Origin of the sequence: Streptomyces sp. NPDC093984 (genome assembly GCF_044764595.1) — a bacterium.
Classification (GTDB): Bacteria; Actinomycetota; Actinomycetes; order Streptomycetales; family Streptomycetaceae; genus Streptomyces; species Streptomyces cynarae.
This window is the reverse complement of the sequence record NZ_JBIWIM010000010.1, coordinates 1-24,162: the sequence shown is the minus strand read 5'-3', so window position 1 is coordinate 24,162 and position 24,162 is coordinate 1. Positions and strand designations below refer to the sequence as shown.

Here is a 24,162-nt window from a genome sequence, read left to right as displayed (position 1 = left end):
CCGCCGGGGTGGTGGCCGGGATGCGGTCGGGAGACGGTCGGGCCGTCAGGGCGCCAGCCAGGCGGTGGTGTACGCGTCGATCTCGGCCGACAGTGCCGCCTTGCCGGCGTCGTCGAGGAACGACGCCTCGACCGCGTTCCTCGCGAGTGCCGCCAGACCCCGCTCGTCGAGGTCGAGGAGCCGCGCTGCGACCGCGTATTCGCTGTTGAGGTCGGTGCCGAACATCGGCGGGTCGTCGGAGTTGACGGTGACGAGGACCCCGGCGCGCACGAACTCCTTGATGGGGTGCTCGTCGAGCGAGCGGACCGCGCGCGTGGCGATGTTGGAGGTCGGGCACACCTCCAGCGGGATGCGGTGCTCGGCGAGGTGGGCCAGCAGCTTGGGGTCGCGGGCGGAACTGGTGCCGTGCCCGATGCGCTCGGCCCGCAGCTCGTTCAGCGCGTCCCAGACCGTCTCGGGCCCGGTCGTCTCGCCCGCGTGCGGAACGGAGCGGAGGCCCGCCGCTATGGCCCGGTCGAAGTAGGGCTTGAACTGCGGCCGCGGTATGCCGACCTCGGGACCGCCGAGCCCGAACGAGACGAGCCCCTCGGGACGCAGCCGGTCGTCGGTGGCGAGCCGGGCCGTCTCCTCGGCCGATACGAGCCCGGCCTCGCCCGGGATGTCGAAGCACCAGCGCAGCACGGTCCCGAACTCGGCCTCCGCGGCCTTGCGGGCGTCCTCGATGGCGTCCATGAAGGCGCGCTCGTCGATACCGCGGCGGGTGGACGAGTACGGGGTGATGGTCAGCTCGGCGTAGCGGACCTGCTGGCGGGCCATGTCACGGGCGACCTCGTACGTCAGCAGGCGGACGTCCTCGGGGGTCCGGATCAGGTCGACGACCGACAGGTACACCTCGATGAAGTGGGCGAAGTCCGTGAACGTGAAGTAGTCGGCCAGGGCCTCGGGGTCGGTGGGCACCTTGGAGTCGGGGTGGCGGGCGGCCAGTTCCGAGACGATGCGGGGGGAGGCGGAGCCGACGTGGTGCACGTGCAGTTCGGCCTTGGGCAGTCCGGCGATGAAGGCGTGCAGGTCGCGCACGGCGGGAGCGTCGCGGTGGTCGGTCAAGGTTCCTCCCCGGGAACGGCGTCCCGGCGCCGGGCCATGGCCCGGCGGGACGCGGGTGATCGGCTGATCGGTGACGTGCGGGATCATCGTAGGGCGCGGGCCGCGTGGGGGAGACGCGGCCGTAGCATGACGGAACATTCGACAGAGGGGGCCTACGCATGTCCGACGACGCCCAGCGCCCGGGAACACCTCAGGACGCGGCCCGGGACGGGTGGGCCTTCCCGGGCCACGGGACGGACGGGGCGCCGGGCGGACAGGCGCCGGGCGCCCCGGACGGTGCGGGCGGCTGGATACCGGGTGCGCCCGCCACCCCCGCCGACCAGCCCTCCGGGGTGCGGCTCGACAAGCCCGCCCCCGACCCGTGGGCGCCCCCCGTCGAACCCCGGGGCACCGTGGCCTCCGGCGGCGGCACCCCCTCCGTGCACGACCGGCCCACGGCCGTCCCGCCGCCGGGTCCCGCCCTGCCGAGCACCCCGCCCCAGGGGCCCTGGGCCGGCCCGTACGCCGCTCCGGGCCCCGGCCGGGCCACCCCGTACGCCGCTCCGGTCCCCGGCACCGCAGCCCCCGGCAACCCCTTCGCTCCTTCGCCCGCCGTCCCGGGCGGGCCCGTGCCGCCGCCCCCCATCGGGCCCGAGGGGCCGGGGCCGTACGGCTATCCCCAGTACCCCGGATATCCCGGGTACGGCGCGCCCTACGGCCCCCAGGGCGCCGGCTACGGCTGGCCCGGTATGCCCCTCCCGCCGAGCAACGGCATGGGGATCGCCTCGCTCGTGCTCGGCGTCATCTCCCTCGTCCTGTTCTGCCTCTGGCCGGTGGCCCTCATCGTCGGCGTGCTCGCCGTGATCTTCGGCATCATCGGCCGCCGCAAGGCGCGCCGGGGCGAGGCGACGAACGGAGGCATGGCCCTGGCCGGGCTCATCTGCGGAGCGGTCGGTTTCGTCCTCAGCGCCGTCCTGCTCATCGTCCTGCTCGCCGTCCCGGACCACAGCGGCGACGACCCGTGGACGGGCACCGACGACGGCTACTCGACCTCACTGGTGACGGGCGCCGCCGGCTGAGCCACCGGACGCCCCGCGACCCGCGGCCAGCCGCTCCCGCGCCTCCATCAGCGCGAACCCCAGCAGGTTCGGCCCCCGCCACCGTTCCGGATCCGCCGCCCGTTCGTCGTCCGCCGCGAGCCCGATGCCCCACACCCGGTCCAGCGGGCTCGCCTCGACGAGCACACGCTGCCCGGTGCCCAGCAGAAAGTCCCGCAGCTCCTCGTGCGCGGCGAACTTTTGCACGCTGCCCTCGACCACGATGCCGAACCGCTCGCGCTCCCATATGGCCTCGTCGAAGCCGCGCACCAGCCGCCCCGCCTTCTTCGCCAGCGCGGGCTCCGGCGACTGAAGCACCCTCCGCTCCGCCTCCGCGTCGTCGAAGAGCCGCGCCTTCGACGCCATCATCCAGTGCTCCGCCGTCGCGTACTCCACGCCGTCCACGGTGAACGGCGACGGCCACCACTGGCTGAGGCAGCCCGCCCCGATCTGCCCGTCCCTGCGCGGCCGGTGCCCCCAGAAGTGGAGGTACTTGATCCTCGCCCCCGTGCGGACCTCCCTGATCAGGGCGTCCCAAGAATCGATCTTCTCCATGCCGCCGAGTCTGGCACGCACCACTGACATTCCGTCCCCGCTTTATGGGTCGCACTCGACACCTGGTCGACAGATTCCGTCGCGTAACCAAAAGGCAACAACGGAATCACTTGTTGGGCTCCCCTCCCTCTGTCAGGATCGGCACTCACATCGAGCCGAAGCTACGCCGGCCTCCGCAGCGCACGCGGGCCGGCGGCGGAGGAGAGCGACATGCAGAACCCCGGCAACGCCGGCGACGCCGACACCCGCCTCATGACGCGGGACGACGTACAGGAACGTTTCGCGGACGGTGCGCAGTACATCGCGGGCCGGCCGGCCACGGGCACCTCGGGCCGTACGCACTCGGTGATCGACCCGTCCACCGGCACCGAGGTGTACACCTACGAACTGGCCGGCACCGACGACGTCGACCGCGCCGTGGCCGCCGCCCGCGCCGCCTTCCCCGAGTGGTCCGCGGCGACCCCGGGCGAACGCTCCGACGCGCTGCACCGTTTCGCCGCCGTCCTCGCCGACCGCGCCGAGGACGTCGCCCGCGTCGAGTCGCTCCAGTGCGGCAAACCGCTCAAGCTCACGCGGGAGTTCGACGTACCCGGCACGATCGACAACACCGCTTTCTTCGCCGGTGCCGCCCGCCACCTCCAGGGGCAGTCCGCCGGTGAGTACTCCGGCGACCACACCTCCTACGTCCGCCGCGAACCCATCGGCGTCATCGGGTCCATCGCGCCCTGGAACTACCCTCTGCAGATGGCCGCCTGGAAGATCCTCCCGGCGATCGCCGCGGGCAACACGATCGTCCTGAAACCGGCCGAGCCGACCCCGCTGACCTCCCTGCTCTTCGCACGGGCCGCCACGTACGCCGGCATCCCGGACGGTGTCATCAACATCGTGACCGGCACCGGCAAGGAGGCCGGAGAGCATCTCGTCGGTCACCCCGACGTGGCCATGACCTCCTTCACCGGTTCGACCACGGTCGGCAGGCGCGTCGCCGAGATCGCCACCGCGACCGTCAAGCGCCTCCACCTGGAACTCGGCGGCAAGGCCCCGTTCGTCGTGTTCGACGACGCGGACCTGGAGGCCGCCGTGCACGGCGCGGTCGCGGGCGCCCTCATCAACACCGGCCAGGACTGCACGGCCGCCACGCGCGCGTACGTGCAACGGCCCCTGTACGAGGAGTTCGTCGCGCGGACCGCCGCCCTCATGGAGACCGTCAGGCTCGGCGACCCGTTCGCTCCCGGCACCGACCTGGGCCCGCTGATCTCGCACGTCCAGCGGGACCGTGTGGCCGGCTTCGTCGACCGGGCACGTGCCTACGCGCGCGTGGTGACCGGGGGGGAGGCCCCCGAGGGCGACCTCAAGGACGGCGCGTACTATCGGCCCACCCTGATCGCCGACGCGCCCCAGGACAGCGAGATCGTCCAGTCCGAGATCTTCGGGCCCGTGCTGGTGGTCCTGCCCTTCGACAGCGACGACGAGGGCATCCGGCTCGCCAACGACACCCCTTACGGCCTCGCCGCCTCCGCCTGGACGCGGGACGTCTACCGGGCGAACCGCGCGACCCGCGAGATCAGGTCGGGCTGCGTCTGGGTCAACGACCACATCCCGATCATCAGCGAGATGCCCCACGGCGGCTATCAGGCGTCCGGCTTCGGCAAGGACATGTCCGCCTACTCGTTCGAGGAATACACCCAGATCAAGCACGTCATGTTCGACAACACGGCGGTGGCCCGCAAGGACTGGCACCGCACGATCTTCGGGGACCGCTAGCAGACGGGCCGCCCGACCCGCGGCCGCACACCCTCCCGAAAGGGCACCACCTCCGAAAGGGCACCACGCGCATGGAGCAGTACGAGCCCGACCGCCTGACCCCGGCCCAAGTGGCCGCCGTGCGGCGCAGTTTGCGCAGCGCCAGGGCCGCCCTGACCCGCCGTTCGCTGTTGCGCGCCTCCGCGGGCGGTGTGCTCGCCGTGGGCGGCCTGGGGGCGCTGAGCGCCTGCGGCATCCCGCCGGCCGGCAAGACACAGGGCGGCACGTCCACCCAGGACTTCTCGGCCAAGGAGAAGGTCGTCAACTTCTCCAACTGGCCCGAGTACATCGACGTGGACGACAGCGGCAAGCACCACCCGACGCTCGAGACGTTCGCCCGGCGGACCGGGATCAAGGTCAAGTACACCGAGGACATCAACGACAACAACGAGTTCTTCGGCAAGATCAAGCCGCAGCTCGCCGCCGGCCAGGACACCGGCCGTGACCTCATCGTCCTCACCGACTGGCTGGCCGCCCGGCTGATCCGGCTCGGCTGGGTGCAGAAACTGGACCCGTCCCACCTGCCGCACGCCTTCGCCAACCTGTCGGCCCAGTTCCGCAGCCCCGACTGGGACCCCGGCCGCGCCTACTCCTACCCCTGGCAGGGCATCTGCACGGTCATCGCCTTCAACAAGAAGGCGCTCGACGGCGTCGAGGTCAGGTCGGTGTCCGACCTGCTCGACAACCCCAAGCTCAAGGGCCGCGTCGGTTTCCTGTCGGAGATGCGCGACAGCATCGGCATGACGCTGCTCGACATGGGCAAGGACCCCGCGAAGTTCACCGACGACGACTTCGACGCGGCGACAGCCCGCCTGCAGAAGGCCGTCGACAAGGGCCAGATCCGCCGCTTCACCGGCAACGACTACACCTCCGACCTCACCAAGGGCGACCTGGCCGCCTGCGTGGCCTGGGGCGGCGACATCGTCCAGCTCAAGGCGGACAGCCCGGACGTCGACTTCGTCATCCCGGACAGCGGCTACATGACGTCGACCGACAACCTGCTGATCCCCAACAAGGCGCGCCACAAGACCAACGCCGAGAGGCTCATCGACTTCTACTACGAGCCCGAACAGGCCGCCGCGCTCGCCGCCTACATCAACTACGTGTCCCCCGTCGACGGCGTGAAGGACCACCTCGCGAAGATCGACAAGTCGGCGGCGAACAACCCGCTGATCATTCCCGACAAGGCCATGGCCGCCAAGTCCCACGCCTTCCGCTCGCTGACGCAGAAGGAAGAGACGGCCTACGAAGCGAAGTTCGCGAAGCTCACAGGGGCGTGACGACGATGACCACCACGACAGACACCGGCGCCGACGTCCGCCTGACGGGCATCAGCAAGGCCTACGGCTCCTTCACCGCCGTGCACCCGCTCGACCTGACCGTGCCGCAGGGCTCCTTCTTCGCCCTGCTCGGCGCCTCCGGCTGCGGCAAGACCACGACCCTGCGCATGATCGCCGGCCTGGAGGAGCCCACGAGCGGCACCGTCCACCTCGGCGACCAGGACGTCACACACCTGCCGCCGTACAAGCGCCCGGTCAACACGGTCTTCCAGTCCTACGCCCTCTTCCCGCACCTGGACATCTTCGAGAACGTCGCCTTCGGCCTGCGCCGGCGCGGCATCAAGTCGGTGAAGAAGCAGGTCGAGGACATGCTGGAGCTGGTGCAGCTCGGCGAGCAGGCGCGCAAGAAGCCGCACCAGCTCTCCGGCGGGCAGCAGCAGCGCGTCGCCGTGGCCCGTGCGCTGATCAACCACCCCAAGGTGCTCCTTCTGGACGAGCCGCTCGGCGCCCTCGACCTCAAGCTGCGCCGCCAGATGCAACTGGAGCTCAAGCGGATCCAGACCGAGGTCGGCATCACCTTCATCCATGTCACGCACGACCAGGAGGAGGCCATGACGATGGCCGACACGGTCGCGGTGATGAACGCGGGCCGGGTCGAGCAACTCGGCTCGCCCACCGACCTGTACGAGAACCCGCGGACGACGTTCGTCGCCAACTTCCTCGGCACTTCCAACCTGATCGAGGCCGAGGTCGACTCCAGATACGGCGAGGAGATCGTCCTCAAGGCGGGCGGCGGCAAGCTGACCCTGCCCGAGGCGCGCTGCTCCGCGCCGACGAGGCCCGGCGGCAAGGTCCTGGTCGGGGTCCGCCCGGAGAAGGTCTCCCTCACCCACGCCGACGACGCGGGCGAGGTCCCCGAGGGCCGCAACCGCATCACCGGCAGGATCGCCGACGCGAGTTTCATCGGCGTCTCCACCCAGTACGTCGTCGACAGCCCCGTCTGCCCCGAGTTCGCGGTCTACGCCCAGAACATCGACCGCGACCCCCGTCTGGTGCCCGGCGCGGAGGTCGTCCTGCACTGGAGCCCGGCCCACACCTTCGGCCTGGACGCGGCTCAGTCCCCGCTTGCCGGGACAACGGGCGACGCCGGCGTCGAGACCGCGGAGCCGGAAGAGGGGGTGGCCGCCTGATGGCCGCCGTCACCGAGGCGCCCCCGCCCCTCGCGCCCACCGCACCCCTGAAGCAGAAGCCCCCGCGCAGACGGGGCCGCCTCACGCCGTACTGGCTGCTGCTGCCGGGCATCCTCTGGCTGCTGGTCTTCTTCGCGCTGCCGATGATCTACCAGGCGTCCACGTCCGTGCAGACGGGCTCCCTGGAGCAGGGCTACAAGGTCACCTGGCACTTCGCCACCTACTGGGACGCGCTGTCCGCGTACTGGCCGCAGTTCGTGCGGTCGGTCGTCTACGCGGCCGCCGCGACGCTGCTGTGTCTGCTGCTGGGCTACCCGCTCGCGTACCTCATCGCCTTCCGCGCGGGACGCTGGCGGAACCTGATCATGATCCTGGTGATCGCGCCGTTCTTCACCAGCTTCCTGATCCGTACGCTCGCCTGGAAGACGATCCTCGCGGACGGCGGCCCGGTCGTCGGCGCCCTGAACACCCTGCACGTCCTGGACGTCACCGACTGGCTCGGCTGGACCTCCGGCGACCGCGTGCTCGCCACCCCGCTCGCGGTGGTGTGCGGACTGACGTACAACTTCCTGCCGTTCATGATCCTGCCGCTGTACACCTCGCTGGAGCGCATCGACCCGCGCCTGCACGAGGCGGCCGGCGACCTGTACGCCCAGCCCTTCACCACCTTCCGGAAGGTCACCTTCCCGCTGTCGATGCCGGGCGTGGTCTCCGGGACCCTGCTGACCTTCATCCCGGCGGCTGGCGACTACGTCAACGCCGATCTGCTCGGCTCCACGGACACCCGCATGGTCGGCAACGTCATCCAGACACAGTTCCTGACCGTCCTCGACTATCCGAAGGCCGCCGCCCTCTCGTTCATCCTGATGGCCGCGATCCTCGTCATGGTCACGGTCTACATCCGCAGGTCCGGCACGGAGGATCTGGTTTAAATGAACACGCGACCCAGTCGCACATTCGGCCGAAGCGTCAACTGGCTCAAGCGCCGTCTCGTCGTCATCGCCGGACTGCTGACACTCGGATATCTCCTGCTTCCGAACGTCGTCGTCACGGTGTTCTCCTTCAACAGGCCGACGGGCCGCTTCAATTACGAGTGGCAGCAGTTCTCCATGGACGCCTGGAAGGATCCGTGCGGCGTCGCCGGAATGTGCGGCTCGCTGGCGGTCAGCCTCCAGATCGCCGTGTGGGCGACGCTCGGCGCCACGGTCCTCGGCACGATGATCGCCTTCGCGCTGGTCCGCTACCGCTTCCGCGCGCGCGGCGCCGTGAACTCGCTGATCTTCCTGCCGATGGCGATGCCCGAGGTCGTCATGGCGGCCTCGCTGCTCACCCTGTTCCTCAACATGGGCGCTCAGCTCGGCTTCTGGACCATCCTGATCGCGCACATCATGTTCTGTCTCAGCTTCGTCGTCACCGCGGTCAAGGCGCGCGTGATGTCGATGGACCCGAGGCTGGAACAGGCGGCGCAGGACCTGTACGCGGGCCCGGCGCAGACCTTCCTGAGGGTCACGCTCCCCATCGCCGCCCCCGGAATCGCCGCGGGCGCCCTGCTCGCCTTCGCGCTGTCCTTCGACGATTTCATCATCACCAATTTCAACGCGGGCTCCACCGTCACCTTCCCCATGTTCGTGTGGGGTTCGGCGCAGCGCGGAACGCCCGTCCAGATCAATGCCATCGGCACCACGATGTTCATCGTCGCCGTCCTGTTCGTGCTGGCGTCCATGGCCGTCGGCAACCGCAGAAAACGCCAGAAGGCGTAGTCCTGACGTTCCTTGGAATTCCGTAGGGAGTTGACATCATGGCCCCGAGCGCCATGACCCGTTGGACGAGATCCCTCTCCGAAGCCCGGCCGGTCCCGTACTGGCTGGACGACCCCACAAGGCCCCGCCCCGAGCCCGCGCTCACCGGCGCCGAGACCTGCGACCTGCTGATCGTGGGCGGCGGCTACAGCGGACTGTGGACCGCGCTGATCGCCAAGGAGCGCGACCCCGGGCGGGACGTGGTGCTGGTGGAGGGCCGCGAGGTGGGCTGGGCCGCCTCCGGCCGCAACGGAGGCTTCTGCGCCGCCTCCCTCACCCACGGCCTGGCCAACGGGCTCGCCCGCTGGCCGGACGAGATCCACAAGCTGCAGGAACTGGGCGCCCGCAACCTCGACGAGATCGAGGAAGCGGTCGCCCGCCACTCGCTGGACTGCGACTTCGAGCGCACCGGCGAGATCGATGTCGCGACCGAGACGTACCAGGCGTGGGAACTGAAGGACCGGTACGAGGAGATGGAGCGCCGGGGCCTCGCGGACGGCGTCGAGTACCTGGACGCGGACGCGGTGCGGGAACAGGTCGACTCGCCGACCTTCCTGGCGGGTCTGTACGACCGCCGGGGCGTGGCCCTGGTGCATCCGGCGAAGCTCGCCTGGGGCCTCAAGCGGGCCTGCCTGCGGCTCGGCGTCCGCATCCACGAGCACACGCCCGCCCTCACCCTGAAGCCGTACGGCGCCGGCATGGCCGTCCGCACCCCGTACGGCGAGGTGCGCGCGCGGCGCGTCGCGCTCGGCACGAACGTCTTCCCGAACCTGGTGCGGCGCGTCCGCTCGTACACGATCCCGGTCTACGACTACGCGCTGATGACCGAGCCGCTCACCGCCGACCAGCTGGCCTCGGTCGGCTGGAAGAACCGCCAGGGCCTCGGGGACTCGGCGAACCGGTTCCACTACTTCCGGCTCTCGCCCGACAACCGCATCCTGTGGGGCGGCTACGACGCGATCTACCCGTACGGCGGCCGGGTGCGCGCCGAGTACGACGACCGCCCGGAGACGTACGCCAAGCTCGCCGGGCACTTCTTCACCTGCTTCCCGCAGCTGGAGGGTGTCCGCTTCACCCACGCGTGGGGCGGGGCGATCGACACCTGCTCGCGCTTCTCGGCGTTCTTCGGCACGGCCCACCAGGAGCGGGTGGCGTACGCGGCCGGTTACACGGGCCTCGGCGTCGGCGCGACCCGTTTCGGCGCGGAGGTGATGCTGGACCTGCTGGCGGGGGAGCGCACCGAGCGCACGGAACTCCAGATGGTCCGCAGGAAGCCACTGCCGTTCCCGCCGGAGCCGTTCGCCTGGACGGGCATCGCGCTCACGAAGTGGTCGCTGGCGCGGGCGGACGCGCACGCGGGGCGGCGCAACCTGTGGCTGAGGACCATGGACAGACTGGGCCTGGGCTTCGACAGCTGAGGGCCTGCCGACGGTGCCTGTCCGTGGTGCCTGCCGGCGGTGGCTACGGCCGGTCGTCCCGGCCGAGGAACACCGCGAGCCCGGTCAGCAGCACGGCGCACAGGCACCAACTGGCCACGACGTCCAGGGGCCAGTGATATCCGTGGCGGACCAGGCCGAAGGCCACGCCGAGGTTGAGGGCGAGGCAGGCGAGGAGCACGCCACGGCGGGCGTACGACGTGCGCAGCCAGGGCCACAGGACGAGGGCCGCCGAACCGTAGGCGACGGCTGCGGTGGCCGTGTGGCCGGAGGGAAAGAAGCCGGTGGCCGGGCCCATCACGGGTGGGCCCGGCCGGGCGACGAGGTCCTTGAGCGGGACGACGACCACCGGGACGACGGCCATCAGGACGGCCGCGGCGACGGACGGCAGCCACCACCGCCGCGTACCGGCGCACCGGGCACGCCAGGCGGCGCACACGAGCACCACGGCGAGGACCGGGACGGCGACGATGATGTTCCCCAGGTCGGCGAGAACCCCGGAGACCCGGTCGGGACGGACCAGGTCCCCGCTCAGCCGCCGGTCCGCCCGCGCGAGCGGCCCCTGAGCGACGACCTGCCAGGTCAGGAGCAGGAAGAGGAGGCCGGCGGTGGCCAGGACGCAGGCCGGCCACCTGCGCCGGGGGGCGGGCTCTCGGGACGTTGACACGCCGAACAGCTTCGCAGGGCCCGCTGGGCCGCCGTGATCGGTGCCCTCCGGTGTCCGTGCCGGTGGCTAGGGTGGAGCAGCACGCGAGACGGGGAGGAACAGCAATGGCCGATGCGCCGATCGAGTTGATGCGCCTGGAGGGTGAGGGCAACAGCGTCGTGCTCCGGATCACCGGGGAGCAGCCGCGGAAGGATCCGGACGCAACCCGTGTGCTGGCCGGGGAGTTCCTGGTGGACACACCGTTCGTGCGGGGCAGTGTGGCGGTCTGGCTCTTCCCCGAGGACCTGCGGCGGTGGCAGCAGGCCCTGGACGCGCTGGACGCCGGGCAGGACATCGCGTGGCGCGAGGGCGCACGGGGGCCCCGGCTGTTCATCGAACGCGACGAGGACGGCGAACGGTGCCGCGTCACCGTCGAGGACGCCTCGGCTTCCGGGACGTCGGTGACCGTGACCGTTCCCCTGAAGGACGAGTGGTTCGACGACGCGTACCACCGCCTGGACCTCGCTTCGGAGAACTGGCCGCTGAACGAGTGAGGCGGGACGCGGGACGGCCGCCCCGGAACAGGGGGGGTGGTTCCGAGGCGGCCGTAGTGATCGGGGTGCCGCCCGCCCCGGGGGGTTTGGGGCGTGCGGCCGTCCGATCATGAGGAGATCCGGAGCCGAAGGCTCCTTGTGTGCGCGAGGGCACGACCAGGTCGAAGCTGGGGAGGCCCCGGCCCAGTGCCGCCCACAGTCCCCTGTGGGCGGGTGTATCTCTCATCTGGGTAGAACCTACGGCAGGGAAAACCGCTCCGACAGCCGGAATCGCGTCCCGCCATCCACCTCGCACACCTTCTTCACACCCTCTGACGTTGGTGGTCAGATGCGCGCGAACGCCTGCTCGATGATGTCCAGGCCCTCGTTCAGCAGGTCCTGGCCGATCACCAGCGGCGGCAGGAAGCGCAGCACGTTGCCGTAGGTGCCACAGGTCAGGACCAGCAGGCCCTCCTGGTGGCAGGCCTTGGCGAGCGCCGAGGTCGCCTCCGGGTTCGGCTCCTTCGTCGCACGGTCCTTCACCAGCTCGATCGCGATCATCGCGCCGCGGCCGCGCACGTCGCCGATCACGTCGAACTTCTCGGCCATCGCCGTCAGGCGGGCCTTCATGGTCTCCTCGATCTCCTTCGCCCGGGCGTTGAGGTCGAGCTCCTTCATCGTCTCGATCGCGCCGAGCGCGCCCGCGCAGGCGACCGGGTTGCCGCCGTAGGTGCCGCCCAGACCGCCCGCGTGCGCGGCGTCCATGATCTCGGCGCGGCCGGTGACGGCCGCGAGCGGGAGGCCGCCCGCGATGCCCTTGGCGGTGGTGATCAGGTCCGGGACGATGCCCTCGTCCTCGCACGCGAACCACTGGCCGGTGCGGCAGAAGCCCGACTGGATCTCGTCGGCGACGAAGACGATGCCGTTGTCCGTGGCGAACTTCCGCAGCGCGGGCAGGAAGCCCTTCGCCGGCTCGATGAAGCCGCCCTCGCCGAGCACCGGCTCGAGGATGATCGCGGCCACGTTGTCCGCGCCGACCTGCTTGGTGATCTGGTCGATGGCCTGCGCGGCGGCCTCGGGGCCGCAGTTCTCCGGGCCGGTCGGCCAACGGTAGGCGTACGCCATCGGCATCCGGTAGACCTCGGGCGCGAACGGCCCGAAGCCGTGCTTGTACGGCATGTTCTTCGCCGTCAGCGCCATCGTGAGGTTCGTACGGCCGTGGTAGCCGTGGTCGAAGACGACGACCGCCTGGCGCTTGGTGTAGGAGCGGGCGATCTTGACCGCGTTCTCGACGGCCTCGGCGCCCGAGTTGAACAGCGCCGACTTCTTGGCGTGGTCACCCGGCGTGAGCTCGGCCAGCGCCTCGGCGACGGCCACATAGCCCTCGTACGGCGTGACCATGAAACAGGTGTGCGTGAAGTCCTGCAGCTGGGCGGAGGCCCGGCGTACGACGGCCTCGGCGGAGGCGCCCACGGACGTCACGGCGATACCGGAACCGAAGTCGATCAGCCGGTTGCCGTCGACGTCCTCGATGATCCCGCCGCCCGCGCGCGTGGTGAAGACCGGCAGCACGGAGCCCACGCCCTGCGCGACCGCGGCGGTGCGACGGGCCTGCAGCTCGAGCGACTTCGGGCCGGGGATGGCGGTGACGACGCGGCGCTCCTGCGGAAGTGCGGTCATGGGGGCTCCCTGATGATCTTGCGTTCGGCATGTCGACGTCGTGTCGACGAAGGTGTTTTTCGGACGGTTGCCTTCTTTTCTCGCAGGCTAGGACGGGCCGCGGAGGGTGGGCATGCTCCATGTGGGCGCCTTGCGCGCGCCCGCTTGTCCGCCGTGGACATAGCGGTGGACGCCGCGGAAGGGGACGCGTCATCGGATACCCGGTCGCGTATGCGGTGAACTCCCCTTGCGGGGACGTTAGATTGACTCGCTGATGGTGGACGGAGCGGCTGGTCAGGGGGCAAGGGCGATGGACAGCGACGGAACGCAGGACGCACGGAGCACACGGGCCGATCCGGTGCCGCGTCCGGCGGGGCCGCCCCCGGTGCCGCCCCGCCCGGCGCACGCCCCCGGGCTGCCGCCGCGGCCGGACGGCTCGGCGTTCCTGGCCTGGCTGCGCGCGCCACGGCCGCCCGCGCTGCCCGGCGTGTGGCGCTTCGGACACCGGCCACGGCCCGAGCAGGAACCGGAGCGGATCCCGACACGGCAGCTGCTCAGCGGAGCGCTGATCGCCTTCCTGGTCGGCTGGCTGATCTGGTCGCTGCTGTGGAACGGCTACCTCGGCGGCTGGTGGGTGGTACCGCTGGACCTCTTCACCCCCGACTCCTGGCGGCACAGCAACGACCGAGTCGGCAACGCCGTCCTCTGGTACGGCTACTACACGGTGATCGCCCTCGCCATCATGCTCACGGTCGGCAAGCTCGGGCGCTGGGGCGAGGTCTGGCGCCGCTTCGGACCGCCCGGCTGGCGCGCCTCCGGCTCCGTGGCCGAGAAGCCACCGGCTCCCGAGGAGGACCCCGCCCGTTTCAACCAGCTCCGCGCCGCCGGGGCGCACGAGGCCGCCGACCGGCTCGCCGCCGACGCGCACGCCGGGCTGATGCGCGACGTGGACCACGCCCGCATCACCCGCGCCTGGCAGGGCGTGCTCAACGGGCGGCACGACCTGGCCACATTCACCGGCGCGGTCCTGAAGGACGGCGCCGCCGCCTGCCCGCACCCCTCCGGGGAGCGAGACCTGCCCGCCCGGCTCGCCCACCACGACCTGTTCACCGGCCAGGTCCGGCTCGGCACCACCGTGGACGACCCCCGCAACCCCTACGCCTACCGCGGCAGCGGACTCGCCCTCGGCCCGGACCTGCTCGCCACCTCCCTGGTCGCCGTGGGGCCCGCCGGGTCCGGCAAGACCAGCTCGCTGGTGTGGCCGCTCGCCGAGTCGCTGTGCCTGCACGCGCTCACCGGGCGGGCCGCCGTCGTCGTGGTCGGGGCGGCCGGCGCCGGGCTCGGACCGGCGGACGCCTACGACGTCGTCGTGCGCGTCGGACATCCCGAATCCGTCTACGACCTGGACCTGTACGGGGGGACCACCGACCCGGACGAGGCGGCGTCCGTGCTCGCCGAGGCGCTCGTCGGTGACCTCGCCGACCCGCACCCCGGCGGGGACAGCCGCCGCTCCACCACCGTCCTCGCTCAGCTCCTCGGGCCCTACCGGGCCGTCCACGGCCGCTTCCCGTCCGTACCGGAGCTGCGCCAGCTCCTCGACGGCGCGCCCGGGCCCCTCACGGCCCTGCGCAAGGCCCTGCAGGACAGCGGACAGGACGCCCTGCTGCGCGAACTGGACGCCCGGGAGCGGCAGTCCCGGCACCCCGGCGACGTCGGCGGCGTCCTCGCCGACCGGGTCGCGCTGCTCGACCGGCCCGCCTTCGCGCAGTTCTTCGACACTTCCGGGCAGACCCGGCCGTTCTCCCTGCGCGCCCTCGACCACCCGGTGCGGGTCCGCATCGACCTGCCCGAGCGCGGTCACGCCGACGCCTCGCGGATCCTCGCGCGACTGGTGCTCGCCCAGTTCACGGCCAGTGTCGCCACCCGCGAGGACCGGTCGCTGTTCGCCTGCCTGCTCCTCGACGACGCGAGCGGGGTCGTCACGCCCGAGGCCGTCCGCGGCATCCAGCGGCTCAGGTCCGCGAACGCCGGTGTCGTCCTCACCCTGCGCACCCTGGACGACGTGCCCCGGCCGCTGCGGGGGCCCCTGCTCGGCGCCACCGGGTGCCGGATGGCGCTGTCCGGCCTCACCCCCTGGGACGGCCAGGACTTCGCCGAGGTGTGGGGCAAGGAGTGGACCGAGACCCGGGACGTCACCGACCGGCAGATCATCGCCGAGACCCCGGCGGGCAAGGCCCTGCACATGCTGCGCCGGGTGATCACCGGCCACGCGCCCACCGCGCGCGCGGTGACCGTCCGCCAGGTGGAGCGCGAGCGGTGGTCCGCGTCCGAACTGGCGCACGCCGTGCCGCCGGGGCACGCGGTGCTGTCCCTGACGAATGTGAAGGGCGAGCACGCCCCTCCGCTGCTGGTGGATCTACGGAACTGACGGGGATCAGGGCACGCGCCGACCGTACGGTGAGGCAGAATCGGCATTGGTCGTTCATACGCGGCGGCCAAAGGATCACGACGATCACACGATGATCGCATCGATCGCAGAGATCACACAGGACCCGAAGGCCCCATGCCCCTCACCCTCGCCTCGCTCGTCCACCACTCCGCGCTCAAGCTGACCGTGCGCGCGGGCGAGGACCGCCTGGACGTTCCCGTCCGCTGGGCACACGTCAGCGAACTCGCCGACCCCGTGCCCTACATGGAGGGCGGCGAACTGCTCCTGATCACCGCGCTGAAGCTGGACGCGGAGGACCCGGAGGCCATGCGCCGCTATGTGAAGCGGCTGGTGGGCGCGGGCGTGGTCGGCCTCGGCTTCGCCGTCGGCGTCAACTACGAGGAGGTCCCCAAGGCCCTCGTGGACGCGGCCCGTGAGGAGGGGCTCCCGCTGCTCGAGGTGCCGCGCCGCACCCCGTTCCTCGCCATCAGCAAGGCCGTCTCCGCCGCGATCGCCGCCGACCAGTACCGGGCTGTGACCGCGGGGTTCGCCGCGCAGCGCGAGCTGACCAGACAGGCCCTCAGCGACGGACCGGAGGGACTGCTCGCCGCGCTCGCCGCCCAGGTCGACGGCTGGGCCGCGCTGTACGACGCCTCGGGCGCCGTCGTCGCCGCCGCGCCCGAGTGGGCGGGACGGCGTGCGGCACGGCTCACCGCCGACGTGGAGCGGCTGCGGGAGCGGCCCGCGCCGGCCACCTCCGTGGTCGGCGGGTCGAACGGAGAGGCGAACGGAGAGGACCGGGTCGAACTGCACTCGCTCGGCACCGGACGCCGCCCGCGCGCCGCGCTCGCCGTGGGCACGGCCGCCCCGCTGGGCACCGCCGAGCGGTACGCCGTGCACTCCGCCATCGCCCTGCTCACCCTCACCACCGAACGCTCCCGGTCCCTGCACGCCGCCGAGCAGCGGATCGGCGGGGCCGTGCTGCGCATGCTGCTGGCCGGGCAGCCGGACCACGCCCGCGCCGTTGCCGGGGACCTGTACGGCGACCTCCTGGACGCGCCCTTCCGGGTGATCGTCGCCGAATCGGCGTCCGCGTCGGCCGCCCGGGCGCACGCGGACGGGCACGCGCGCGTGGTGACCGCGCAGCCGACCGCCGCCGCGCTCGCTGCGGCCGACACGGACGGCGACCCACTGGAAGGGCTCGCGGAGACCGTGGAGTCCGCCGCCGCCCGCTCCGGCGAGGCCGTGCTCGTCGTGCCCGAAGGGGAGGCCCGGCTCGTGATCCTCGCCGTCGACGGGGGCGCCGCCGTCGCCGCCTGCCAGGAGTACGCGCCGGCGGTCCAGGCGGCCCGGGCCGCCGCCCGCGAGCAGTCGGCCCCCGACGAGGACGAACTGGTGGTCGGGATGTCGGCGCCCGCCGGGCCGATCGCCGCCGCTGCCGCCTACAAACAGGCCGAACAGGCGCTCTCGGTGGCCCGGCGGCGCGGCCGGGCGCTGGTCGAGCACGAGGAACTGGCGACCGGATCGGTGCTGCCGCTGCTCCAGGACGACGCCGTACGCGCCTTCGCGGACGGGCTGCTGCGCGCCCTGCGCGAACACGACGCGACGGGCCGCGGCGACCTGGTCGCCTCGCTGCGGGCCTGGCTGTCACGCCACGGCCAGTGGGACGCGGCGGCGGCCGACCTCGGCGTCCACCGCCACACGCTCCGCTACCGGATGCGCCGGGTCGAGGAGATCCTGGGCCGCTCCCTGGACGACCCGGACGTCCGGATGGAACTGTGGCTCGCGCTCAAGGCCACGGCAACGGCGGGGGAGTGACGCCGCCACCGTGCGGCACCACCGCCGGACGGCCGCACCGCCGGACGGCCCCGCCGCCGTACGGGCCCTGTGCGGAGCCCCGCTGTACATCCCGTAGAAGCCCGCCCGGGCAGTGCTACTCCCCGGACAAACGACCCCTGGGTGTCCCGGCCCTACCGTGGACCACGCAACCCCAAGCACCAGCCAACCTCGGAAGGGCCGGGACTCAACGCTATGACTTCCACCCACGCCTTCTGGCTCGCCGGCCGCCAGGCCACCGGTGAGACCACCTTCGACGTCACCTCGCCGTGGGACGGCCGGCTCGTCGGCAAGGTCAGTGTCCCGACCGAGGCGCAGGTCGAGGAGGCCGTGGCGGCCGCGTACGCCGTGCGCGACGAGTTCGCCGCCACCCCGGCCCACGTCCGCGCCGCCGCCCTCGACCACGTCTCGAAGCGGCTCGCGGAGCGCACCGAGGAGATCGCGCAGCTGATCTCCGCCGAGAACGGCAAGCCCATCAAGTGGGCGCGCGGCGAGGTGGGCCGTGCCGTCTCCGTGTTCCGGTTCGCGGCCGAGGAGGCCCGCCGCTTCAACGGCGGCGAGGCCCAGCGCCTCGACACGGACGCCGGCGGCCAGGGCCGTCTGGCGCTGACCCGCCGCTTCCCCAAGGGCGTCGTCCTCGGCATCGCGCCGTTCAACTTCCCGCTGAACCTGTGCGCCCACAAGGTCGCCCCGGCCATCGCCGCCGGCGCCCCCATCATCCTCAAGCCCGCCCCGGCCACCCCGCTGTCCGGCCTGATCATCGGCGAGCTGCTCGCCGAGACCGAGCTGCCCGCCGGCTCCTGGTCGATCCTGCCGGTCCCCAACGACCGCATGCCCGCCCTCGTCCAGGACGAGCGCCTGCCGGTCATCTCCTTCACCGGCTCCGAGAAGGTCGGCTACGCGATCATGGACTCGGTGCCGCGCAAGCACTGCACGCTGGAACTGGGCGGCAACGGCGCGGCCGTCGTGCTCGCCGACTACGCGAGCGACGAGGACCTGGACCGGGCCGCGAACCGCATCGCCACCTTCTCCAACTACCAGGGCGGCCAGTCCTGCATCTCCGTGCAGCGCGTGATCGCGGACGCCTCGGTGTACGACCGGCTGCTGCCGCGCATCGTCGCCGCCGTCGAGGCCCAGGCCACCGGCGACCCCTCCGACGGCGCGACCGATGTCGGCCCGCTGATCAGCGAGGACGCCGCGAAGCGCGTGGAGTCCTGGGTCGACGAGGCGGTGAACGCGGGCGCCACGCTGCTCACCGGTGGCAAGCGGGACGGCGCCTCCTACGCGCCGACGGTCCTCACCGACGTCCCCGCCGATGTGACCATCTCCTGCGAGGAGGTCTTCGGGCCCGTCCTCACCGTGCAGAAGGTGGACGGCGAGGCCGCGGCGTTCGACGCGGTCAACGACTCCAAGTACGGCCTCCAGGCGGGCGTGTTCACCCACGACCTCCAGGTCGCCTTCCGCGCCCACCGTGCCCTCGAGGTCGGCGGCGTGGTCATCGGCGACGTGCCGTCCTACCGCGCCGACCAGATGCCCTACGGCGGTGCCAAGCTGTCCGGTGTCGGGCGAGAGGGCGTGAAGTTCGCGATGGAGGACTACACCTACGAGCGGGTGCTGGTCCTGACGGGCCTCGCCCTCTGACCCCACCTGCTCGACGACGGCCGGAGCCCGCTGTGCGGGGGCTCCGGCCGTCGGTGCGTCGGCCTGGTCCGGACCCTCAACCGGAGAAGCCGACGTGCGCGAGCCGCAGCGGGCCGCGCAGCCCGAGACGGACGTCGTGCACACCCGAGGCGGTGAACGCGGCGTCCACGGTGGTGTAGTCGTACGGGCCGGTGGGCCCCTCGAGCGTCAGCACGGCCGACGCACCGCCCCCGTCCAGCGACACCTCGACGGTGCCCTCGCCCGCGACCCGCACCGCCACCCCCGTCACGCCGTCCCCGAAGTCGCAGCGGCGGAAGAGCAGTTCGCCCTTCCTGCCCTCCGCCGGTGCCACGGAGTCCCCGGACACCTTCGTACGGTCGACGATCACCGTGCCCCGCTGCTCGTCGAAGTCGGCGGCCTCCAGGCCGCGTTCACGTACCGGGCGCGGTCCGGCCGGCTCACCGGGCGGCTCGATCGTCGTCCGCAGCCGGATGTCCTCGCTCGACGCGCCCACCAGGATCTCGTACGGGCCCGGCTCGAGCCGCCACCGCCCGTGCGCCACGTCCCAGAACTCCAGGGCGCCGAGCGGCACCTCGAAGGCCAGCTCCGCCGAGGCGCCGGGCGCCAGGTGCACGCGCCGGTGGGCGACCAGCTCGCGGCGCGGACGCGGGACCGACGGATCGACGGCCCGGGTGTACACCTGGGCGACCTCGTCGGCGGCCCGCGTGCTCGTGTTGGTCACGGTGAAGGAGACCGCCACCCGCCCGTCCTCCACCCGGGCGGTGAGGTCGCCGTAGCCGAAGGACGCGTACGACAGCCCGTGCCCGAACGGGAACAGCGGCGTTCCCTCGAAGTACAGATACGTCTGACGGCTGCCGATCACGTCGTAGTCCAGCAGATCGGGCAGGTCCGCGTCGTCCGCGTACCAGGTCTGCGGCAGACGGCCCGCGGGGGAGACGTCGCCGGACAGCACCCGGGCCAGCGCGGTGCCCGCGGCCTGGCCGCCGTGCGCGGTCCACACGACGGCCGGGAGATCCGCGGGGTCGACCGCGTACGGGTACGCGGACACCAGCACCAGCGCCGTGCGCGGGTTCGCGGTACGGGCCGCGCGCAGCAGGCGCTCCTGGTGATCGGGCAGGCGCAGCGTCGTGCGGTCCTCGGTCTCACGGCCGCGCAGATGCGGGTCGTTGCCCGCGAAGACGAGCACCACGTCCGCTCCGGCCGCCGCCCGGGTGACCGCGTCCTCACCGCGCTCGGTGATCTCCAGTTCGAAGACCTCCGGCCGGTCCTCGGCAACCTTCACTCCGTCGGCGGCGACCAACACGTACCCGCCCGTCCCGACATGCTTCAGGAGGTGGCCGCTGCCATGGGGTTCCAGGCGGAACGTCTCCTGGACGACCCAGCCGCCGGGCTGGTCCGCGGACGCGCGGACGTACCCGTCGTCGGCGACCGAGAGGTACCGCCCGTCGGGGGCGCGGAAGGTCAGCAGGCCCTCGCCCCAGTCGATCAGCGCGAGTTCGCTGCCGTGCGCGTCGGCGGTGAGCGGCGGCAGGTCCGTGCGGCCCTGCAGCAGAGCCGGGTCCAGGGCGCCCTCGGCGCCGCGCACCTCGTCGCCGCCGTCGGCCACGGGCACCCGCAGATACGCACCGGCGGAGGTCTTCAGACGTACCCGGTCCACGCCCTCCGCGAAGTCCACGCGGTTGGCGCCGAGACGTTCGTAGAGGCCCTCCAGAGGCGTGGACCGGTGGATCAGCGTGCCGCTGTACCAGTCGAGCTTGCACTCGTCGGCGAGCAGCCCGACCGCCGCGACGCGCACGTCGTCGGCGAGGGGCAGCAGGCCGTCGTTCTTCAGCAGCACGACCGCCTGCTCCGCGGCCTCCTGGGCGAGCGCCCGATGGGCCGGGGTGTCGAAGTCCCGGGTCCCCGCATGTGGGTCCAGACGCGGGTCGAACTCGCCCAGCCGGAACCGCACCGAGAGCTGCCGGCGCACCGCCTGGTCGATGTCCTCCTCGCTCAGCAGCCCCTTCACAAGTGCGCCTCTGACGCGCGCGACGATGGTCGAGCTGTCCGTGCCGTGGTCGGTGAAGCTGTCGACACCGGCCCGGACCGCTGCGGCCGTCGCCTCCTCGTGCGTGTCGAAGTAGTGCTCGGAGTCGACCAGGTTGGAGGGCGCGCCCGCGTCCGAGCACACCATCAGCTCCTGGTCGCTCCAGCCGCGCAGGTGCTCGCGCAGATACGGCGAGACATGGTTGGGGCGGCCGTTGACCAGGTTGTACGCGGGCATCACCCCGGCCACCGAGCCGGCCTGAACCGCCTCGCGGAACGCCCGCAGGTCGTACTCGTGCAGCACACGCGGCCGGACCGAGGAGGAGGCGGTGTCGCGGTCGGTCTCGTTGTTGTGGGCGAGCCAGTGCTTGAGGACCGGGGCGGTGCGCCAGTACGTCGGATGGTCGCCGCGCAGGCCCCGTGTGTACGCCGTCGCGATCGCCGAGGTCAGCCCGGGGTCCTCCGAGTAGCCCTCCTCGTTGCGCCCCCACAGCGGGTGGCGCAGCAGGTTGACCGTGGGCGACCAGACGTTGAGGCCGACGCGCTCGTCGCGGGCGCGCATCGCGCGGACCTCCTTGGAGACCGCCTCGCCGACCCGGCGCACCAGGTCGTCGTTCCAGGTCGCGCCGAGCCCGACCGCCTGCGGGAACACCGTCGCCGGGCCCATCCACGCCACTCCGTGCAGCGCCTCCTGGCCGGTGCGGAACGCGGCGATGCCGAGGCGCTCGACGGCCGGCACGAACTGGTGCAGGAACGCGATCTTCTCGTCGAGTGTCAGCCGCGCCACCAGGTCGTCGATGCGCTTCGCGAACGGGAGCTGCGGATCGCGGAAGGAGGGGGCTGGCGGCGTCTGAGCGGTCACTTGGCGATCCTTCACAGGTCGAGCGGTGCGGCGCTTTCGAAGCGCTTCGATGCTCATTCGACTCGGAGCGAGTGTCAAGACACCCAGACGCAACAACTTCGTTTCCTCACCGTGGTTTCAGGCTTCCCGACCCGTCCGACCGGTGTCTCCGCGCCCAGGAGGAATCTTGGAAGCGACCCTTGTGCGCCCCCAGGCGTTCACTTAACCTCGCAGCAACATCGAAGCGCTTCGACTGCGGAGGGCCCGCTCCGTGCTCACCACCCCTCCGATGTCACCGCCGCTTCAGCTCAGCCAAGTTCCACTCGAGACACCGCAGCCGACGGCTCTTCCGCCGGGTGTCCTGGTGCGCCACGAAGGGTTGACGCAATGACGCCGAACTCCGCTACCGCCTCCTCCGGGCCCAGCCGGAGAAGTTTCCTCGCCTCCACGGCGGTCGCCGCCGCGGCTGTGGCCGGGGGGATGCCGCTGCTCGCCGCTTGCGGCGGTTCGGACAGCGGCTCGCGTGAGGGCACCACGTCACGCAAGGCCGCTGACAAGCTGCTCCCGACGTACGTCGCCAGCACGGTCGCCAAGCCGGACCTTGCGTCGAAGAACGGGTCGGCCGCCGGTTTCACCAGCAAGATCGATCTGGCGTCCCTTGCCACGTCGGTGCCGGACAAGCTCGGCACCGGCGCCCCCTTCACGATCATGTCGCCGCTTTGGGGCAGTCCGCCGAAGCCCGATTGCGCGTACTACAAGGCACTCGACGCGGCGGCGGGCACGAAGATCACCTGGCAGAACCAGGACGGCAACACCTACGGTGAGAAGCTCGGCGCGGTCCTCGCCTCCAGCTCCATACCCGACATGGTGGTCGTGCCCAGCTGGGAGCTGGTCGGCAAGATCGCGAGCGCGGTCACCGCGAAGTTCATGGACCTCGGCCCCTACCTGGCGGGCGACAAGGTCAAGAAGTACCCGAACCTGGCCGCGATACCGTCCGATTCCTGGCGCATGAGCATCTTCGGCGGCGCGCTGCGCGGCATCCCGATGCCCGCCGCCTCCGTGCCCAACATCGTGCCCTTCTACCGCAAGGACATCTTCGACAAGAAGGGTTACACGGTTCCCAAGTCGGCCGACGAGTTCCTCAGCTGGGCCAAGGAGGCCACCAGCGCCAAGGCCAAGGTGTGGGCCTGCGGCGACATGAGGTGGAGCGCGGCGAGCATCTTCGGTGTCCTGCCCGCCGGGCCGCTCGGCTGGAACATCGGGGACGACGGCAAGCTGACGTACCGCATCGAGCATCCGGAGTACCTCGAACACCTTGAGTGGGTCCGCAAGCTGTTCGACGCGGGCGTGGTCCATCCCGACGACAAGGCGAACACGGGCGACGTGAGCCAGCGGTTCACCGCCGGGCAGGTCCTGGTCTTCAACGGCGACATGTCCGCCTGGTACGGCAAGACCGCCGAACAGGCCAAGTCCAACCCGGAGTTCCAGATCGAGGGCATGGACTACTTCGGCGCCGGCGGCGGCAACCCGACGCTGTACGCCGCCCCGCCCGCCAGCATCTGGTCGATGATCCGCAAGGGCGCCTCGAAGGAGACGATCGAGAATGCGCTGGCCGCCGCCAACTTCGCGGCAGCACCCTACGGCACCAGGGAGCGGATGTTCGTCGACTACGGCGTCGAGGGCACCCACTACACGGTCAACAACGGCGTCCCGGTCAAGAACGACCTGGGTAACCAGGAGGTGAACAACGCCTGGGTGATGCTGGCGGCTCCGGCTCCCTACCTCGCCCACCCCGACTTCCCCGAGGTCGCCCGCAAGCAGGTCGAGTGGCAGCAGCGGCAGGGTGCCTTCGTGAAGAAGACGTCCACCTACGGCATGAACATCATCGAGCCGAGCCGCTACGCCAACCTCTCCAGCCAGTTCGAGCAGCTGGAGATCGACTACGTGCGCGGCAACAAGCAGCTGTCCGACATACAGCAGGCCATCTCCACCTGGAAGTCCTCCGGCGGCGACAAGCTGCGCGACTGGTACAAGCAGCTCCTCGAGAAGAACGGCAGTGGCAACTGATGTCCCTCACGGCCGGGAGCAGGCCCGATGGGACACGTCCCCCCGCGGCCGTCGAGGAACCGGCGGCCGCGGTCGCCGCGGCCACCGTGAAGAAGAGCGTGCCGCGCCGGGCCGGCAAGGCGGGCAGGGTTCCCTTCCGGGTCCGATGGCGCCGCGACCGCGCGCTCATCCTGATGACGCTGCCCGTCATCGTCCTGCTCCTGATCTTCAACTACGTCCCGC

The 24,162-nt window shown here is 71.6% G+C and carries 16 protein-coding genes and 2 pseudogenes; 13 read left to right on the top strand and 5 right to left on the bottom strand.

The window, feature by feature from the left end:
* Positions 1-45: 45 nt before the first annotated feature.
* Positions 46-1,264, bottom strand: a pseudogene (locus tag ACIRC0_RS29480) (adenosine deaminase).
* On the opposite strand from ACIRC0_RS29480, the gene ACIRC0_RS29475 reads away from it, so the two are divergent.
* A complete protein-coding gene (locus tag ACIRC0_RS29475) occupies positions 1,263-2,162 on the top strand; it encodes a DUF4190 domain-containing protein (protein ID WP_403621864.1) in 900 nt (299 codons plus the stop codon). The pseudogene ACIRC0_RS29480 and the gene ACIRC0_RS29475 overlap by 2 nt on opposite strands.
* On the opposite strand, the gene ACIRC0_RS29470 is transcribed toward ACIRC0_RS29475, so the two are convergent.
* Complete coding sequence (locus ACIRC0_RS29470; protein WP_403621861.1) at positions 2,136-2,765, bottom strand: NADAR family protein; 630 nt, start codon at positions 2,763-2,765, stop codon at positions 2,136-2,138. The genes ACIRC0_RS29475 and ACIRC0_RS29470 overlap by 27 nt on opposite strands.
* Positions 2,766-2,945: 180 nt before the next feature.
* On the opposite strand from ACIRC0_RS29470, the gene ACIRC0_RS29465 reads away from it, so the two are divergent.
* The 6 genes from ACIRC0_RS29465 (at position 2,946) to ACIRC0_RS29440 (ending at position 10,225) form a co-directional block, all read left to right on the top strand.
* A complete protein-coding gene (locus ACIRC0_RS29465; protein ID WP_403621858.1) occupies positions 2,946-4,499 on the top strand; it encodes a gamma-aminobutyraldehyde dehydrogenase in 1,554 nt (517 codons plus the stop codon).
* Positions 4,500-4,570: 71 nt separating this feature from the next.
* Entirely contained in the window at positions 4,571-5,818 is a 1,248-nt protein-coding gene (locus tag ACIRC0_RS29460; RefSeq protein WP_403621855.1) for a spermidine/putrescine ABC transporter substrate-binding protein, read from the top strand.
* Positions 5,815-7,008 (top strand): ABC transporter ATP-binding protein, encoded by a 1,194-nt coding sequence (locus ACIRC0_RS29455; protein WP_403621852.1) that lies wholly within the window; start codon positions 5,815-5,817, stop codon positions 7,006-7,008. The genes ACIRC0_RS29460 and ACIRC0_RS29455 overlap by 4 nt, the downstream gene beginning before the upstream one ends.
* Entirely contained in the window at positions 7,008-7,940 is a 933-nt protein-coding gene (locus tag ACIRC0_RS29450) for an ABC transporter permease (RefSeq protein ID WP_403621849.1), read from the top strand. The genes ACIRC0_RS29455 and ACIRC0_RS29450 overlap by 1 nt, the downstream gene beginning before the upstream one ends.
* Entirely contained in the window at positions 7,941-8,768 is an 828-nt protein-coding gene (locus ACIRC0_RS29445; protein WP_403621846.1) for an ABC transporter permease, read from the top strand.
* Positions 8,769-8,806: 38 nt separating this feature from the next.
* Positions 8,807-10,225, top strand: a complete 1,419-nt coding sequence (locus tag ACIRC0_RS29440) for an NAD(P)/FAD-dependent oxidoreductase (RefSeq protein WP_403621843.1) — start codon at positions 8,807-8,809, stop codon at positions 10,223-10,225.
* Between the two features lie 43 nt (positions 10,226-10,268).
* Here the strand turns inward: ACIRC0_RS29440 and ACIRC0_RS29435 are convergent, their stop codons facing one another.
* Positions 10,269-10,910 (bottom strand): phosphatase PAP2 family protein, encoded by a 642-nt coding sequence (locus ACIRC0_RS29435; RefSeq protein WP_403621840.1) that lies wholly within the window; start codon positions 10,908-10,910, stop codon positions 10,269-10,271.
* A gap of 104 nt (positions 10,911-11,014) precedes the next feature.
* On the opposite strand from ACIRC0_RS29435, the gene ACIRC0_RS29430 reads away from it, so the two are divergent.
* On the top strand, positions 11,015-11,443 hold the full coding sequence (locus tag ACIRC0_RS29430) for a DUF5959 family protein (RefSeq protein WP_403621836.1): 429 nt from the start codon (positions 11,015-11,017) through the stop codon (positions 11,441-11,443).
* A 324-nt stretch (positions 11,444-11,767) separates the two neighbouring features.
* Here the strand turns inward: ACIRC0_RS29430 and gabT are convergent, their stop codons facing one another.
* Positions 11,768-13,102, bottom strand: coding sequence for a 4-aminobutyrate--2-oxoglutarate transaminase (gabT, locus tag ACIRC0_RS29425; RefSeq protein ID WP_403621833.1), 1,335 nt, complete (start codon positions 13,100-13,102; stop codon positions 11,768-11,770).
* Positions 13,103-13,391: 289 nt separating this feature from the next.
* On the opposite strand from gabT, the gene ACIRC0_RS29420 reads away from it, so the two are divergent.
* From ACIRC0_RS29420 to ACIRC0_RS29410, 3 genes are all read left to right on the top strand, one after another.
* Positions 13,392-15,509, top strand: coding sequence for an ATP-binding protein (locus ACIRC0_RS29420; protein WP_403621830.1), 2,118 nt, complete (start codon positions 13,392-13,394; stop codon positions 15,507-15,509).
* A gap of 135 nt (positions 15,510-15,644) precedes the next feature.
* On the top strand, positions 15,645-17,327 hold the full coding sequence (locus ACIRC0_RS29415) for a PucR family transcriptional regulator (protein ID WP_403621827.1): 1,683 nt from the start codon (positions 15,645-15,647) through the stop codon (positions 17,325-17,327).
* Positions 17,328-17,540: 213 nt separating this feature from the next.
* Positions 17,541-18,986, top strand: coding sequence for an aldehyde dehydrogenase family protein (locus tag ACIRC0_RS29410; protein WP_403621824.1), 1,446 nt, complete (start codon positions 17,541-17,543; stop codon positions 18,984-18,986).
* Positions 18,987-19,062: 76 nt separating this feature from the next.
* Here the strand turns inward: ACIRC0_RS29410 and ACIRC0_RS29405 are convergent, their stop codons facing one another.
* A complete protein-coding gene (locus ACIRC0_RS29405) occupies positions 19,063-21,894 on the bottom strand; it encodes a glycoside hydrolase family 3 C-terminal domain-containing protein (RefSeq protein WP_403621821.1) in 2,832 nt (943 codons plus the stop codon).
* Between the two features lie 366 nt (positions 21,895-22,260).
* On the opposite strand from ACIRC0_RS29405, the gene ACIRC0_RS29400 reads away from it, so the two are divergent.
* On the top strand, positions 22,261-23,940 hold the full coding sequence (locus tag ACIRC0_RS29400; RefSeq protein ID WP_403621818.1) for an extracellular solute-binding protein: 1,680 nt from the start codon (positions 22,261-22,263) through the stop codon (positions 23,938-23,940).
* Positions 23,940-24,162, top strand: a pseudogene (locus ACIRC0_RS29395) (sugar ABC transporter permease); the annotation flags it as partial. The gene ACIRC0_RS29400 and the pseudogene ACIRC0_RS29395, both read left to right, overlap by 1 nt.